We start from the raw sequence: 14791 nt of genomic DNA on the forward strand, positions 1-14791 counted from the left end.
GCCTTACCTCACACGCAGGCATTGCCTGACTGGCTCACCATGGCCCGCGCGGGCCCTGATGGCATCGTTTTGTGCAAAGACGCGTGGGCGGGCGCCCGCCCCGCGCCCTGTCATTATTGCCCGCGCTGGTACAGCGGTTTGGGGAAGGCTACGTAGCCACGCTGGCGCATCAGCTCGCGGCGCAGGCCTTCGTGCGGCGTGAAGCGGTCGCGACCATGCAGCCAGAACAGGTTGTTGATCAGCAGGAAGCTACCCACGCCCACTGGTACCGACAGCTTCTTATCGCTGCCTTCCAGCGATTCGGACAGGGCGTTCAGCCAGATGCCCTCCTCGAAGTTCTCCGGCTGCACGAACTGGTCGATGTAGCGCATGGTCGGGCGGCCTTCGGCATCGGTGTCGAACACCGAGTGGAACACATCCTCGGACACCTTCTTGCTCGGCGGTGCGGTCCAGCGCATTTCGCGACGAGCCAGCGGGTGGCGGAAGAATTCGTCGCACTGCTCCCAGTCGTCCAGGTGCAGCAGCAGCGAGTTGCCGCCTTCCATGTTCTTTTCGTCGATCTTCAGCATCAGCACGTAGTCGGTGATCTGGTTGACGAAGGTGCCGTCGTTGTGCAGCTCCATGACCCGGTGCGGCTGGCGCAGGTAGCTGTCGGAGTTGTCGGTGTTGACCACCACGAAGCGGGCATAGAACTGGCCGCTCATGGCGTCGTAGTTGGAGCGGCCGATCAGGTGTGCGCAGGCGGTGGTGAACTTGACCATGTCCTCGGCCTGGCTCACGTCATCCAGGCCGACCGGGGTGATCAGCATGCCGCCGCTGGCGCGATTGAGGATGGTATTGAGCAGCACCGGCCGCAGGGTGCCCTGGCACAGCTCGTCGAGGATCTCGCCAACCCGAAAGCGCAGGAACGACTTGTACTCCAACGCTTGCACCGGCCACTGGGCAACGGCCTGGACGAACGCTTCGACCGTTTCGCGGGCAAAAGTGAGTTCAAGCAGGCGCGGCGACTGTTTCGAGGGGGCGATGGTGTAACCACGCGGTTCGAGCGGCAGTGGCATCACAAGTTCGTCGATCTGCGTAAAAGCGTTCATGGCAGTGTCCTGGCAAAGAAAAGTGGGTGGCGCCGTCCGGGCATGAGCTGGATCAGTGCGGGCGAGGTAAAAATATCGCCACAAACTTAAAATGTCTACATTTTTGTTGTTCGGCGACAAAACACTTGTTTGTCCATTGTTTTTCGCCAGCGAACGCTTTCGGTATGATCGACAAAACCGTTTGAGGAACAGGATCTTGGAAGCGCTCGCCCCCCGACAAAACTCAGCATTCAGCGGGTATGAGAGGCTCAAGAAGGACATCATCCGCGGCGTGTTCAAGCCCGGAGAAAAGCTGTTGATGAGCACCCTGAAGGACCGCTACGACCTGGGCGTGGGCCCGCTGCGCGAAGCGCTGTCGCAGCTGGTGGCCGAGCACCTGGTCAACGCGATCAGCCAGAAGGGCTACCGCGTGGCGCCCATGTCGCTGGACGAGATGAACGACATCTACGATGCCCGCGCCAACCTGGAGGCGATGATCATCACCCTGGCCATCGAGCGTGGCGACGACGCCTGGGAGGCGTCGGTACTGGCCCACTCGCATACCCTGGCCAAGGTGGTGGAAGTGAAGACCCGCGAACAGCGCCTGGATGTATGGGACGAGCGGCACAAGGCGTTTCACACTGCCATTGCCTCGGGCTGCGGCTCCAAGCACCTGCTGCAGGCGCGCACCTATCTGTTCGACCAGGCCGAACGCTACCGGCACCTGTGGCTGACCCAGACGGTATTTTCCGAACAGGCCCTGGAGCTCAAGCGCCAGGAGCATGCTGCATTGGTCGAAGTGATTCTGGCCCGTGACGCCAAGCGCGCCAGTGCCATGATGCGTTCGCACCTGATGACCCCGGTGCCGATCATTGCGCAGATCATGCATGCCGAAGGGATTGGCGCACGCTGAAACACCACGGCGCCTGCTTCGCGGGTAAACCTGATCCCACAGGGATGTCACCACTCTTTGGGGGCGACGCTGCACCTGTGGGAGCGGGTTTACCCGCGAAGAGGCCAGTGCAGGCAAAAGACGCTAGATGAATTTTTCTTAAATCGCCGTTTGGCTATTCTTTGGCACAATCAAGTCTCCATTAGATGCCCGGGAACCAGCATGCCTCGCGTACTGACCATCGAAGACGACGCCGTCACCGGCCAGGAAATCGTCGCCGAACTTACCAGCCACGGCCTGGAGGTGGATTGGGCCGACAATGGCCGTGAAGGCCTGGCCAAGGCCATTGCCGGCGGCTACGACCTGATCACCCTCGACCGCATGCTGCCCGAGGTCGATGGGCTGACCATCGTTACCACCCTGCGCAGCCTCAAGATCGCCACACCGATCCTGATGATCAGCGCCCTCTCCGATGTCGACGAGCGGGTGCGCGGCCTGCGTGCCGGGGGTGACGACTACCTGACCAAGCCGTTCGCCTCCGACGAGATGGCCGCACGAGTGGAAGTACTGCTGCGCCGCAACAGCGTGCCCATGACCCAGACCCGCCTGCAGGTCGCCGACCTGCAACTGGACCTGATCAGCCACGAAGCCCGCCGCGGCGAACAAACCCTCAACCTGCTGCCCACCGAGTACAAGCTGCTGGAGTACCTGATGCGCCATAGCGGCCAGGTGATCACGCGGATGATGATTTTCGAGGAAGTCTGGGGCTACCACTTCGACCCGGGCACCAACCTGATTGACGTGCACATCGGCCGTCTGCGCAAGAAAATCGACTCACCCGGCCAGTCGCCGCTGATCCGTACAGTACGGGGCTCCGGCTATGCCATTGCTGAACCCGTCTAAGGGCTGGAGCTCCTCGACCAGCCGCCTGCTGGCGCTGTACAGCTTTCTGTTCGTGGCCTGGAGCAGCATCCTCATGGGGGTGCTGTACTTCGAGGTGTCCAGCTACCTGAACAAACTCACCCGCCATTCCATGCTGCAGCGCCAGCACCTGTTCGCACACATGAGCGGCAAACAGCTGGACGACGCCCTGGTCGCCAGCCAGGCCTTCGAGGAACGCAGCTTCGACGCCTATGGCCTGTTCGACAACCAGCTCAACCCGATCGGCGGGCGCATTCGTGCCGTCCCGCCAGAGCTGGGGCTGGACGGCAAGGTTCACGAACTCAAGCGCTGCCTGGACGCCGACGACCCGCACATGCCGCGTGACAGCTGCGACGCGGTGGCAATCAAGGTGCAGGATGGCCGCTGGCTGGTGCTGGTGCGCGACAACGGCTCGCTGTTCGTGGTCACCCGGATCATCCTGCATGCCCTGCTCTGGGGGATCTCGCTGACCCTGATCCCGGGGTTTGCCGGCTGGTACCTGCTAAGGCGCCGACCGCTCAAGCGCATCCGCGCGATCCAGGCCCAGGCCGAACTGATCGTCGCCGGTGACCTTACCCACCGCCTGCCGCTGTCAGCCCGGCGTGACGAGCTGGACATGCTGGCGGCCATCGTCAACGCCATGCTCGACCGCATCGAGCGGCTGATGCATGAGGTCAAGGGCGTGTGCGACAACATCGCCCACGACCTGCGCACCCCGCTCACGCGCCTGCGCGCCCAGCTGTACCGCATTCGCCAGCAAAGTGACGTCGACTCCACCCAGGCAGAGGCGCTGGACCAGGCCATCGGCGAAACCGACACCCTGATGGCGCGTTTTCGCGGGTTGTTGCGCATCAGTGAACTGGAAGACCGCCAGCGTCGGGCCGGTTTCGTCCAGCTTGACCCGCACGAACTGCTGGTGGAGTTGCACGACTTTTACCTGCCGTTGGCCGAAGATGGCGGCATTCGCCTGGAACTGCTGCAACCAGATGAGCTGCCAGCACTGCACGGCGACCGCGAGCTGCTGTTCGAGGCGCTGGCCAACCTGGTGGGTAACGGCATCAAGTTCACGCCCGAGGGTGGGCTGGTGCGGATTGCTGCGACGCAGGATGACAAGGGCCTGCACCTGGCCATCGAGGACAGCGGGCCGGGTATTCCGCAAGAGGAACGGGCGGCAGTGCTGAAGCGCTTCTACCGTAGCGATGAAGGCCACCGCCATGCGGGGTTCGGACTGGGGTTGTCGATCGTTGCGGCGATCGTCGACCTGCATGGATTCGGGCTGGAGGTGGGGGACAGCGAACTGGGTGGGGCCAGGTTGGTGTTGCACTGCCCGCTTGCCGGGCTGCCCAAGTAAAGGCTGGGGGCCGCCATGCGGCCCATTCGCAGCACAAGGCTGCTCCTACAGGGACACGTGTTCCCTTGTAGGAGCAGCCTTGTGCTGCGAATGGGCTGCAAAGCAGCCCCATTTACGCCGATTAGTCAGCCAGACGCCAGGTAGTACCACCCTTGCCGTCTTCCAGCACCACCCCCATGGCGGTCAGCTGGTCGCGAATACGGTCGGACTCGGCCCAGTTCTTGTCCGCACGTGCCTGCAGGCGCGCCTGGATCAAGCCCTCGACCTCAGCGGCATCCACCTTGCCTTCGGCACCAGCACGCAGGAAGTCATCGGCTTCCAACTGCAGCACACCCAGCACATCACCCAGCTCGCGCAGGCGACCGGCCAGGCCGGCAGCGGCCTCCACGTCGCTGTCGCGCAGGCGGTTGATTTCGCGCACCAGGTCGAACAGCACGGCGCAGGCTTCGGGGGTGCCGAAGTCGTCGTTCATGGCCACGCTGAAGCGCTCGACAAACTCTTCGCCACCCTTGGCCGCCACCCGCGGCAAGCCGCGCAAGGCGTGGTAGAAGCGCTCCAGTGCGCCCTTGGCGTCACGCAGGCTGTCTTCCGAGTAGTTGATGGCGCTGCGGTAGTGGCTGGCCACCAGCAGGTAGCGCACCACTTCCGGGTGATACTTCTCGAGCACGTCGCGGATGGTGAAGAAGTTGTTCAACGACTTGGACATCTTCTCGCCATTGATACGGATCATGCCGCAGTGCATCCAGGCGTTGGCATACTGCTTGCCGGTGGCCGCCTCGCTCTGGGCAATCTCGTTCTCGTGGTGCGGGAACTCCAGGTCGCTGCCGCCACCGTGGATGTCGAAGCTTTCACCCAGGCAGCAGGTGGACATCACCGAGCACTCGATGTGCCAGCCCGGACGCCCAGGGCCCCATGGCGATTCCCAGCTCGGCTCGCCCGGCTTGACGCCCTTCCAAAGCACGAAGTCCAGCGGGTCCTGCTTGGCTTCATCGACCTCGATACGGGCACCGATGCGCAGGTCTTCGATCTTCTTGCGCGACAGCTTGCCGTAGCCGACGAACTTGCCGACGCGGTAGTACACGTCGCCATTGCCCGGGGCGTAGGCGTAACCCTTGTCGATCAGGGTCTGGATCATCGCGTGCATGCCGGCAATATGGTCGGTGGCACGCGGCTCCTGGTCCGGCGGCAGGATGTTCAGGCGGCGCTCGTCTTCGTGCATCGCGTCGATCATGCGGGCGGTCAGGGCGTCGAAGCTTTCGCCGTTCTCGTTGGCCCGGTTGATGATCTTGTCATCGATGTCGGTGATGTTACGCACGTAGGTCAGCTCATAGCCGCTCTTGCGCAGCCAGCGGGTGACCAGGTCGAAGGCCACCATGCTGCGGCCATGGCCCAGGTGGCAGTAGTCGTACACGGTCATGCCGCACACGTACATGCGTACCTTGTTGCCATCCAGCGGCTTGAAGACTTCCTTCGCTTTGCTCAGCGTGTTGTAGATGGTAAGCACGGCGGTTCCTCAGCTGCCCCAGGAGTCACGCAGGGTGACAGTGCGGTTGAACACCGGGCGACCCGGCTGGCTGTCTTTCAGGTCGGCGCAGAAGTACCCTTCGCGTTCGAACTGGAAGCGGTCCTCGGGCTGCGCCTGGGCCAGCGACGGCTCGGCACGGCAGCCGCTGAGCACTTGCAGCGAGCCTGGGTTGATGTTGTCCAGGAAGCTGCCGCCCTCCTCGGTCTTTTCCGGGTTCGGCGAGCGGAACAGACGGTCGTACAGGCGCACTTCGCACTCGACGCTGCCCTCGGCCGGCACCCAGTGGATCACGCCCTTGACCTTGCGGCCTTCCGGGTTCTTGCCCAGCGTGTCCGGGTCGTACGAGCAGCGCAGCTCGACGATGTTGCCGTCGGCATCCTTGATCGCCTCGTCGGCGCGGATCACGTAGCTGCCGCGCAGGCGCACTTCACCGGCCGGTTCCAGGCGTTTGTAGCCCTTCGGCGGCTCTTCCATGAAGTCGTCACGGTCGATGTACAGCTCACGGGAGAACGGCAGCACGCGCACGCCCATGTCTTCCTTCGGGTGGCGCGGCAGTTCGAGCTGCTCGACCTGGCCTTCCGGATAGTTGGTGATGACCACTTTCAGCGGGCGCAGCACGCACATGGCACGCGGTGCGGTGCGGTCCAGGTCGTCACGGATGCTGAACTCGAGCATCGACATGTCGACCACGCCGTCGGAACGGTTGGTACCGATCATTTCGCAGAAGTTACGAATAGAGGCCGGGGTGTAGCCACGGCGACGGAAGCCGGACAGGGTCGACATGCGCGGGTCGTCCCAGCCTTCGACGTGCTTTTCGTCAACCAGCTGCTTGAGCTTGCGCTTGGATGTGATGGTGTAGTTCAGGTTCAGGCGGCTGAACTCGTACTGGCGCGGGTGAGCTGGCACCGGCAGGTTGTCGAGGAACCAGTCGTACAGCGGACGATGCCCTTCGAACTCCAGGGTGCAGATCGAGTGGGTGATGCCCTCGATTGCGTCCGACTGGCCGTGGGTAAAGTCGTAGTTGGGGTAGATGCACCACTTGTCACCGGTCTGGTGGTGGTGGGCATGGCGGATGCGGTACAGGATCGGATCGCGCAGGTTCATGTTCGGCGAGGCCATGTCGATCTTGGCCCGCAGCACGCGCTCGCCATCCTTGAACTCGCCAGCCTTCATGCGGGCGAACAGGTCGAGGTTCTCTTCCACGCTGCGCTCGCGGAACGGGCTGTTCTTGCCCGGCTCCTTGAGGTTGCCGCGGTATTCCTTGGCCTGGTCAGGGGTAAGGTCGCAGACATAGGCCTTGCCACGCTTGATCAGCTCGACCGCCCAATCGTGCAACTGGTCGAAGTAGTCGGAGGCGTAGCGCACGTCGCCGGCCCAGTCGAAGCCCAGCCACTTGACATCGCTCTGGATGGCGTCGATGTACTCCTGGTCTTCCTTGGCCGGGTTGGTATCGTCGAAACGCAGGTGGCAGACACCCCCGAATTCCTTGGCCAGGCCGAAGTTGACGCAGATCGACTTGGCGTGACCGATGTGCAGGTAGCCATTGGGCTCCGGCGGGAAACGGGTGACGATGCTGCTGTGCTTGCCCGAGTCCAGGTCGGCCTGGATGATCGGCCGCAGGAAGTTCGCAGGGACAGCGGGGGCGCCTTTGGCAGCGGCGTTGGGCGCGTTGTCGGCAGTGGGCTTGCTCATAGGATCCTTGAATGCACGTGTCCGGCCTGGGTAGGCCGATTGAATCAAAGGGCCTATCATAGCCGAAGCAGTCAAGCTGCTGACAGTCGGGCCCGGACAAACTGGCGTGATTTATCACGGCTTTTTGCCGCAGCCTGGCAAAATGGCCAGCGCGCGCCATGTGTCGCGATCGCCTGATCCTGCGTCAGGTGATAACCCGCGCCCTGCGCACCCTAATTCCCGATTGCCTTGAAAGAGCGAGTTTCAGCATGTCCAAAGTCAAACTGAGCACCAACCACGGCGACATCGTCCTGCAACTGGACGCCGAGAAAGCGCCGCTGACTACCGAAAACTTCGTTCAGTACGTCAAGGACGGCCACTACAATGGCACCGTGTTCCACCGTGTGATCAAGGGCTTCATGATCCAGGGCGGCGGCTTCGAGCCTGGCATGAGCCAGAAGAAAACCCGCGCCAGCATCCAGAACGAAGCCGACAACGGCCTGAAGAACAAGAAGTACAGCATCGCCATGGCCCGTACCATGGAGCCGCACTCCGCCTCGGCGCAGTTCTTCATCAACTCGTCCGACAACGACTTCCTCAACCACAGCGGCAAGAATGTGCAGGGCTGGGGCTACGCGGTATTCGGCGAAGTGATCGAAGGCCGTGAAATCGTCGACGCCATCGAAAAGGTCGCCACCGGTTCCAAGGCTGGCCATCAGGACGTGCCGAAAGACGACGTGATCATCGAGAAAGCCGAGATCATTGAGTGATCCTGCTGATCTCCGATCTGCACCTGCAAGAAGAACGCCCGGACATTACCCGGGCGTTTCTTGATCTGCTCGATGGCCGTGCCCGCCACGCCCAGGCGTTGTACATCCTTGGCGACTTCTTCGAAGCCTGGATCGGCGACGATGCCATGACACCCTTCCAGCAGTCGGTCTGCCACGCCATGCGCCGGCTGAGCGACAGCGGCACGGCCATCTACCTGATGCATGGCAACCGTGACTTCCTGATTGGCCAGGCCTTCTGCGACGCTGCCGGCTGCACGCTGCTGCACGACCCCAGCGTGATCGAACTGGGCGGTGAAGAGGTGCTGCTGATGCATGGCGATACCTTGTGCACCCGCGACCTGGCCTACATGAAAATGCGCCGTCTGCTGCGCAACCCGCTGAGCCTGTGGCTGTTGCGGCACCTGCCGCTGTCGGCCCGCTACAAGCTGGCACGCAAGCTGCGCAGCGAAAGCCGCACACAAACACGGATGAAATCCACCGAGATCGTCGATGTCACGCCGGAGGAAGTGCCGAAGGTGATGGCGGCGCATGGTGTGCGCACGTTGGTGCATGGCCATACCCATCGGCCGGCGATACACAAGCTGGTGGTCGACGGGCAACCGGCACGGCGTATCGTGCTGGGCGACTGGGACCGCCGGGGCTGGGCCTTGCAGGTTGACGAGCAAGGGTTTCAGCTGGCGCCGTTCGAGTTTTCCTGACCTTGCAGGGCCGGCCTCTTCGCGGGCTCGCCCGCTCCCACAGGTGCCGCACCGCTTGTAGCCCTGGTGCAGTACCTGTGGGAGCGGGCGAGCCCGCGAAGAGGCCGGTATGCCTTACTGCTGGACTACCGCCCCCTTGTCCCGCTCACTGATCACCACTTCCCGGTACTCAGGATCAGCCTTGATCTGCGCCTCGGTAAACGGAATCACCGCGAGTTGTCTGGCCGCAAACGCCTTGGTCTGGTCACTGGCATGCACCGACGCCGCTTCACTCGACTGGGAAAACGCCAGCAATCCACGGGCCTCTGGCCCCTTGTCGGTAAAGCTGACCAGCTGCAGGTAGCTGGTACCACTGACCACCAGCCGCTTGCCCTGCCCTTGCGGCACACTGTAGATCGCGTTGTACACACCCAATGCCTGCGGGCCACCCGGCACCGGCGTGCCATCGCTCGCCTGTTGCACCTGCCCCCAACGCGCCTCCCCCGCTATGCCGCTGTCACTCACCTGCTTGAGCGAAGCCAGCGCGGCCTGGTGCAGCAGCTTGCGCACGGCCGCCTGCTCGACCGCCAGCCCACGCGGGGTGTGCTGCGGATCGGCCGGGTCGAAGGCCACCCGCCAGCTTTCCGGGTGCTCGGCGAGGGCATCGAACAGGTTCTGGAAGTGCACCAGGCCAATGCCACTGTCGAGGTCAGCCTTGCCATTCCAAGCCGCCAGGCTACTGCATACGGCACGCAGATCCGCATCGGCGCCCTTGCACCATTGCAACAGGTCAGGCAGTACCAGGCTGGCCAGGTAGACCTCGTCATCGGTCACCATGCGCTGCAGGTCGTCAACGCCCAACCGGGCCTGACCCTGCAGGCGTTGCAGGGCAAAGCGGCCCCGCATGCCCAGCGGCTGGTCACTGCGGCTGACCAGCGGCGAATAACCGGTCAGCGGCTGCGCCGGGTTGGCCATCCAGGCCGGGTCGTTAGAGTTCTGCACGAAATCTTCGCGCTCCAGGCTCGGCAGCAGCCGTGCCGGGAAGATCCCCGGCTGCGCGGCCTGTGCATCGACCTTCCACTGGCAGGCGCTGCGTGAGCCATCCAGTACTACCAGGCGCCCTTGTGCTTGCGGGTTGCTGCATGCGTCAAGCAGTTGCTGATCCACATATGGCACCACTGACTGGTTCAGGTACAAGGCCTTGCCTGCCTGGTCCACCGCCAGCGTGTTGACCCAGGGAATGCCCTGCAATTGTTCGATCGAGCCTTTCAACGTCACCAGGCTATCGGCACGGTTGATCTGATACCACTGCTGCAACACCCGGGTGTTCTCGAGGTTGGCGTCGCGCAGGCTGTAGGCCACATGTGCATCCCAGTCCAGGCGCCCTGGCCATTGCACCACTGGGCCGAACTGCGAGCTGTAGACCTGGCGCTGTACCTGGCTCAGGCCGCCATCCTCGGCCTTGACCGCAACGCTGACGGTTTGCCGGGCCAGCGGCAGCGATTTGCCATCAAGGAGGTAGCGGGTCGGGTCCTTGGGGTCGAGCTGCAGGCGGTACAGGGTAAAGTGATTCGACGTGTCGACGGTGTGCGTCCAGGCCAGATGCTGGTTGAAACCGATGTTGACCACTGGCAGGCCCGGCAATGCCGCCCCCATCACATCGAGCTGGCCGGGAATGGTCAGCTGCATCTGGTAAAAGCGCATGCCGCCCATCCATGGGAAGTGCGGGTTGGCCAGCAACAGGCCATGGCCATTAGCCGAACGCTGCGCCCCGACGGCCACTGCGTTGCTACCGCGTTCCGTGGCAAAGCGTTGCTGCCGGGCCAGCGCCGTGGCAAACCCTGTCGGTGCTTGCTGACTAGCCAGTGTTGGCGGTTGCGCCCCCGCCAGCGCTTCGACGAACTGCCCGACACCGCCTTCGGCCAGCAGCCGACGAGTCAGTTTGACCAGGTCCTCGCTGCTGATCGGCCGCAGCCACTCGCCGTTGCCACATTCGGCGGGCAACCCTTGGCTGCGGCGCTCGACCAGCGCCCGGTTGTAGCCGCTGGCATAGCCTGCCAGCAGTGCCTGTACCGGCACCGGCTGCGCCTGCAAGAACGCATCGACTGCCGCCGGCGTGTTGAGCCAGGTGAAGAACACATCACTGGCCAGGTTGTCACGCTGCTCCAGGGTCTTGCCCTTGGCACCGAAGTAGCGTGAGCGCTCACCGCTCACGGTCAGCACTTCATTGGCCAGCAGGCACAGGTTGTCCTGGGCGTAGACGTAGCCGATGCCGTAGCCCAGGCCACGCTCGTCCTTGGCCACGATGTGCGGCACCCCGTAACTGGTTCGGCGAATCTGCGCACTGGCATCGGCTGCGACGGACTGCGCCGGCACTACACCGACGCTGAAGGCTATCAGGGCTGCGGCCAGGCCAGCGCAAGTCATGGGACGGGAAAGTGGAAACACGGGCACTCCTCGGCTTCGGGGTCATCCCGATCAGACGAATGGCCAGGTGAAAATTTTACGTACTACAAGGCAATGGAACGTCTCGAACAGAACCAGGCAATTTTTTTTGCGAGTGGGCTGCAGTTTTTCCGTTCTCATTCGTCCTAGTAAGTGAGCCACCCATATTTCGGGTTCGTCCACGAAAAGGAGCATTCACATGTACAACCCGCAAACCTCGATCCAGGCTGGGCGCGTCCCAGACAAAGCGCCCAAGGGACAGGGCGTTTTTGCTGACGAACGCATCGGCAACGAACATATCCGCGAGCTATTGCGCAGCTTCGGCCTGCGCACCAGCCTGATCCGCCTGAAAGTCATCGATGCCTTGCACGCCGCCGACCGCAATGGCCGCAGCATTGGCGTGCGCGGCGTGCACGCGCAACTGGAACAGCTGGACATCCCGCTGTCGTTCCTCAGCGTGCGCGAAGTGCTCAAGCGGCTGTGCGCCGAGGGCGTCATCCAGCTGGGCAGCGACAAATGCTACAGCCTCAACCCCCAGGCGCGCGCCGTGCTGGAGCAAACGCCTTCGCGCTGAGCGCATGGCCGGCCATGACTGGCCGGCCCGCCACGCTCAAGGCTTGACCTTGCGCCGCAGAATGCCGTTGATCACCACGACCACCACCGCGATGGCGATGGCCAGCATCTGGAAGGTCTGCTCACTGATCGTGCCCTGCTTCTGCAGGTGGGACAGGCCCAGCATCAGGCCCAATACCACCAGGATGATCAGAAGAGAATATTTGAGGCGCTGCACGTGTGTCATCGAAGGTTCCTTGCAACATCAGGGGCAAATGGCTCGCAACGAGCCGCGGCAATGATACAACGGCCACCAACCCCGGCGCTGCATTTCCTGCTGGGTGGGGCGGCGACTGCCTGAAAGCATGGGGCTCCCAAGCACTTATGCCGGAGGCACCATGTACAAACCCCTGCTGTTCGCATCGCTGTTTCTGACACCCTTTTCCCTTCATGCACTGGACACCCGCCAGGTCCCGGCCGAGCAACTGCTCGAACTGGGTCGCGAACTGGCTGCCCATGCCGGCGCCAGCCAATGGCAACAACTCTGGCAACGCGTACGCCAGGCGGGTTATCTGCAGGCGAATGGTGTTCCGCTGCATTTCAGCGCACCGCCGGCGCAACTGCCCGAACTGGCCCGGCAAACCCTGGCCCGGGCCGACCAGGTACAAGCGCTGCACCAGACCCAGGCGTTGTACCGCCGCAGCTTTGCCGACCAGATCATCGGCCGGCGTGACGGGCAGCCGCTGCATGCGCTGTGCCTGCTGGTCGATTGGCGCACGTTGCCACAAGGCATGCGCGACACCCCACAGGCCTACCTGCGCAGCGCCAGTCTGCTGAACAGCTATCCGTGCGATTGAGGGTTACCAGACCCAGCACGCAACACAGGGAGAAACCTGATGGGAAATCAACCGCCACATCCAAACGTTGAAGCCATGTCCTACAACGCCGGATATCGCTGCCTGCAAAACCTGTTCGCTGAAGCTACAAACCCCAACCCATATGCCGCCTAGCGACGCGCCTCGGCTGTCACAGAAAATCCAGTCACACCTTCGACATAACGCCGCTGGTGATCGGGTAGCAAAGCCCATACGCCCCGAAGGAGCGCCATATGCAATTGCCAGACTTGAGCCACATCGATATCAGCCAACTGCCCCACTCGCTGCAGGCCCTGATCGACTGCATCGGCATCGACAACGCCTACCAGCTGACCTGCGCCTACGGCGGCAGGCCCAAGTACATCCCCAAGCACCGCGAGCGCACCAAGCTTGCCGACGTGCTGCCGGCCGAGGCGCTCGACGCGCTGATCAAGCGCTTTGCCGGTGTCGCCCTGGAAATCCCCAAGGCTGACCACTTCCTGCGCCAGTTGCGCAACCTGCAGATCCAGAAGGAAAGCGCCAGCGGCTTGTCCCGCAGTCTGCTGGCCGACAAGTACGGCCTGAGCCTGCGCCAGATCGGCAACATCCGTCGCCAGGAACCTTGCGCTCGCTGAAGCCCAAACATCGTGGCCGCCATTGACGGCCACCTTACCCCACTAGAAAGAGCATCCCGATATGTCGATCGATAACAGCCTCATCGGCTCCGTAATCAATGCCCTGCCGATGGACCGCATGATCGCAGGCCCCCTGCAGGCCATGGTCCAGGCGCAGGTCACCGCAAGCAAGTCGTACGCTGACTTCCTGATGCAAGTGTGCGTCCAGGACGGCAAGGCCGTTGCCATCCAGTTCGACTACGACGAAACCATCGTCGACGAACAAGGCGAATACAAGGGCGTGGTCAGCAAGACCATGAAAGTGCCGCTGGTGGCGGCCATCACCCACCCGAACATCTCCATCGAAGAGGGTAATGTCGAGTTCGAACTGACCATCAATCAGATGTCGGAAGATGTATCCACCAAGGACATGAGTGCAACCGCGACCGGTTCACTGGGCTGGGGACCGTTCCGGCTGAACGTCAAGGGCAGCATCAGCCACAAGTCCACGCAAACCCGCAAGACCGATACCCGCGCCCGCTATGCCTTCAACACCACGCTCAAGCGCCAGGAACCACCTGAGGCGATGATGCGGGTGATCGAATTCCTTACAGACGCGGCCACCAAACCGACCGTGGTCAAGACTGCAGCCCTGGAAAGCCCCGACGAGATCTCGCAGGCTGATACCCTGAATGGCAAATCGGTCGGTGCGGGCGCTGGTGCTGGTGCTGGTGCTGGTGCTGGTGCTGGTGCTGGTGCTGGTGCTGGTGCTGGTGCCCAAACACCTTGAACTGCTGCCACCTGCAAAACAGCCCCCATTATGTAAATGGGGGCACCATCGGCACAGAGGAAGCAAGTGAATGGACAAAGCCCCCGCCCCCATGACCTCCATCGACCTGCGCGAAATTACCCGCGGCCTGCAGGAAGCCGCCAGCGCTACCAACAGCCTGATCGCGCAGCAGTACATCAACCTGTTCGACCAGTTCTTCGACTGCGACACCGAAGCGTTGGGCGCCCCCATGAAAGCCAAGATGGTCGAGGTGGCCATGGACGGCCAGCACGTCATGCGCGTGCCGCTGTTCGCGCTGGTGTCGCCCAAGGGCCTGGCCCTTGAACGCATGCAGGTCGACCTGTCGGTAAGGGTCAAAGGCACCGAAGCACAGCAGGCAGTGCTGACCGAGGGCGAAAACAAGGCCGCGAGCTTCAAGGTCACCATCGGCGGCCAAGGCCGCCAGGGCGACAGCCGTGACCCCGATGAAGTGCAGATCCGCATGCAGTTCCAGGCCAGCGAACCACCAGAAGCCCTCAACCGGCTGATCGAGGAATACACCAGCCTGATCGTCCCGGTACGAGCCCCAAGCCCGCCGCCCTCGCCCGATACCAATGAGTTCATCGAGGCGGCCACCGTCCGCTGATGACCGCCCCGCG

General features: G+C 62.8%; 15 protein-coding genes. 10 read left to right on the forward strand and 5 right to left on the reverse strand.

Translation table 11 applies throughout. From position 1 onward, the window contains the following. Positions 1-113 precede the first annotated feature (113 nt). Positions 114-1091: a glutarate dioxygenase GlaH gene (glaH, locus tag A4C63_RS23510; RefSeq protein WP_063914833.1), complete on the reverse strand. Its 978-nt coding sequence runs from the start codon at positions 1089-1091 to the stop codon at positions 114-116. 196 nt (positions 1092-1287) lie between these two features. Here glaH and csiR point away from each other — a divergent pair, with 196 nt between their 5' ends. From csiR to A4C63_RS23525, 3 genes are all read left to right on the forward strand, one after another. After that, complete coding sequence (gene csiR, locus A4C63_RS23515) at positions 1288-1983, forward strand: DNA-binding transcriptional regulator CsiR (protein WP_063914834.1); 696 nt, start codon at positions 1288-1290, stop codon at positions 1981-1983. Positions 1984-2184: 201 nt separating this feature from the next. After that, entirely contained in the window at positions 2185-2865 is a 681-nt protein-coding gene (locus tag A4C63_RS23520) for a response regulator transcription factor (protein WP_025338946.1), read from the forward strand. Further along, on the forward strand, positions 2843-4234 hold the full coding sequence (locus A4C63_RS23525; protein ID WP_063914835.1) for a HAMP domain-containing sensor histidine kinase: 1392 nt from the start codon (positions 2843-2845) through the stop codon (positions 4232-4234). The genes A4C63_RS23520 and A4C63_RS23525 overlap by 23 nt, the downstream gene beginning before the upstream one ends. 121 nt (positions 4235-4355) lie before the next feature. On the opposite strand, the gene cysS is transcribed toward A4C63_RS23525, so the two are convergent. Next, entirely contained in the window at positions 4356-5738 is a 1383-nt protein-coding gene (gene cysS / locus A4C63_RS23530) for a cysteine--tRNA ligase (RefSeq protein ID WP_063914836.1), read from the reverse strand. 9 nt (positions 5739-5747) lie between these two features. After that, entirely contained in the window at positions 5748-7451 is a 1704-nt protein-coding gene (locus A4C63_RS23535; RefSeq protein WP_063914837.1) for a glutamine--tRNA ligase/YqeY domain fusion protein, read from the reverse strand. 248 nt (positions 7452-7699) lie between these two features. Between A4C63_RS23535 and A4C63_RS23540 the strand changes: the two genes are divergently transcribed. Together A4C63_RS23540 and A4C63_RS23545 are read left to right on the forward strand one after the other, a co-directional pair. Next, positions 7700-8200, forward strand: a complete 501-nt coding sequence (locus A4C63_RS23540) for a peptidylprolyl isomerase (protein ID WP_063914838.1) — start codon at positions 7700-7702, stop codon at positions 8198-8200. After that, entirely contained in the window at positions 8197-8919 is a 723-nt protein-coding gene (locus A4C63_RS23545) for a UDP-2,3-diacylglucosamine diphosphatase (RefSeq protein WP_063914839.1), read from the forward strand. Before A4C63_RS23540 ends, A4C63_RS23545 begins: the two co-directional genes overlap by 4 nt. 114 nt (positions 8920-9033) lie before the next feature. Here A4C63_RS23545 and A4C63_RS23550 read toward each other — a convergent pair whose 3' ends face one another. After that, positions 9034-11325: a penicillin acylase family protein gene (locus A4C63_RS23550; protein ID WP_172827553.1), complete on the reverse strand. Its 2292-nt coding sequence runs from the start codon at positions 11323-11325 to the stop codon at positions 9034-9036. A 217-nt stretch (positions 11326-11542) separates the two neighbouring features. On the opposite strand from A4C63_RS23550, the gene A4C63_RS23555 reads away from it, so the two are divergent. After that, positions 11543-11917: a hypothetical protein gene (locus tag A4C63_RS23555; protein ID WP_063914841.1), complete on the forward strand. Its 375-nt coding sequence runs from the start codon at positions 11543-11545 to the stop codon at positions 11915-11917. Between the two features lie 36 nt (positions 11918-11953). Here A4C63_RS23555 and A4C63_RS23560 read toward each other — a convergent pair whose 3' ends face one another. Then, complete coding sequence (locus A4C63_RS23560) at positions 11954-12142, reverse strand: hypothetical protein (protein ID WP_003248064.1); 189 nt, start codon at positions 12140-12142, stop codon at positions 11954-11956. 151 nt (positions 12143-12293) lie between these two features. Between A4C63_RS23560 and A4C63_RS23565 the strand changes: the two genes are divergently transcribed. From A4C63_RS23565 to A4C63_RS23580, 4 genes are all read left to right on the forward strand, one after another. Beyond that, positions 12294-12752 (forward strand): hypothetical protein, encoded by a 459-nt coding sequence (locus A4C63_RS23565; RefSeq protein ID WP_063914842.1) that lies wholly within the window; start codon positions 12294-12296, stop codon positions 12750-12752. Between the two features lie 251 nt (positions 12753-13003). Continuing rightward, a complete protein-coding gene (locus A4C63_RS23570) occupies positions 13004-13384 on the forward strand; it encodes a Mor transcription activator family protein (protein WP_063914843.1) in 381 nt (126 codons plus the stop codon). Positions 13385-13445: 61 nt separating this feature from the next. Further along, positions 13446-14153: a DUF2589 domain-containing protein gene (locus tag A4C63_RS23575; protein WP_063914844.1), complete on the forward strand. Its 708-nt coding sequence runs from the start codon at positions 13446-13448 to the stop codon at positions 14151-14153. 70 nt (positions 14154-14223) lie between these two features. Then, positions 14224-14778 (forward strand): DUF2589 domain-containing protein, encoded by a 555-nt coding sequence (locus A4C63_RS23580; RefSeq protein ID WP_063914845.1) that lies wholly within the window; start codon positions 14224-14226, stop codon positions 14776-14778. The last annotated feature ends 13 nt before the right edge of the window (positions 14779-14791 follow it).

Origin of the sequence: Pseudomonas sp. p21 (assembly GCF_001642705.1) — a bacterium.
In the GTDB taxonomy this organism is placed as follows: Bacteria; Pseudomonadota; Gammaproteobacteria; order Pseudomonadales; family Pseudomonadaceae; genus Aquipseudomonas.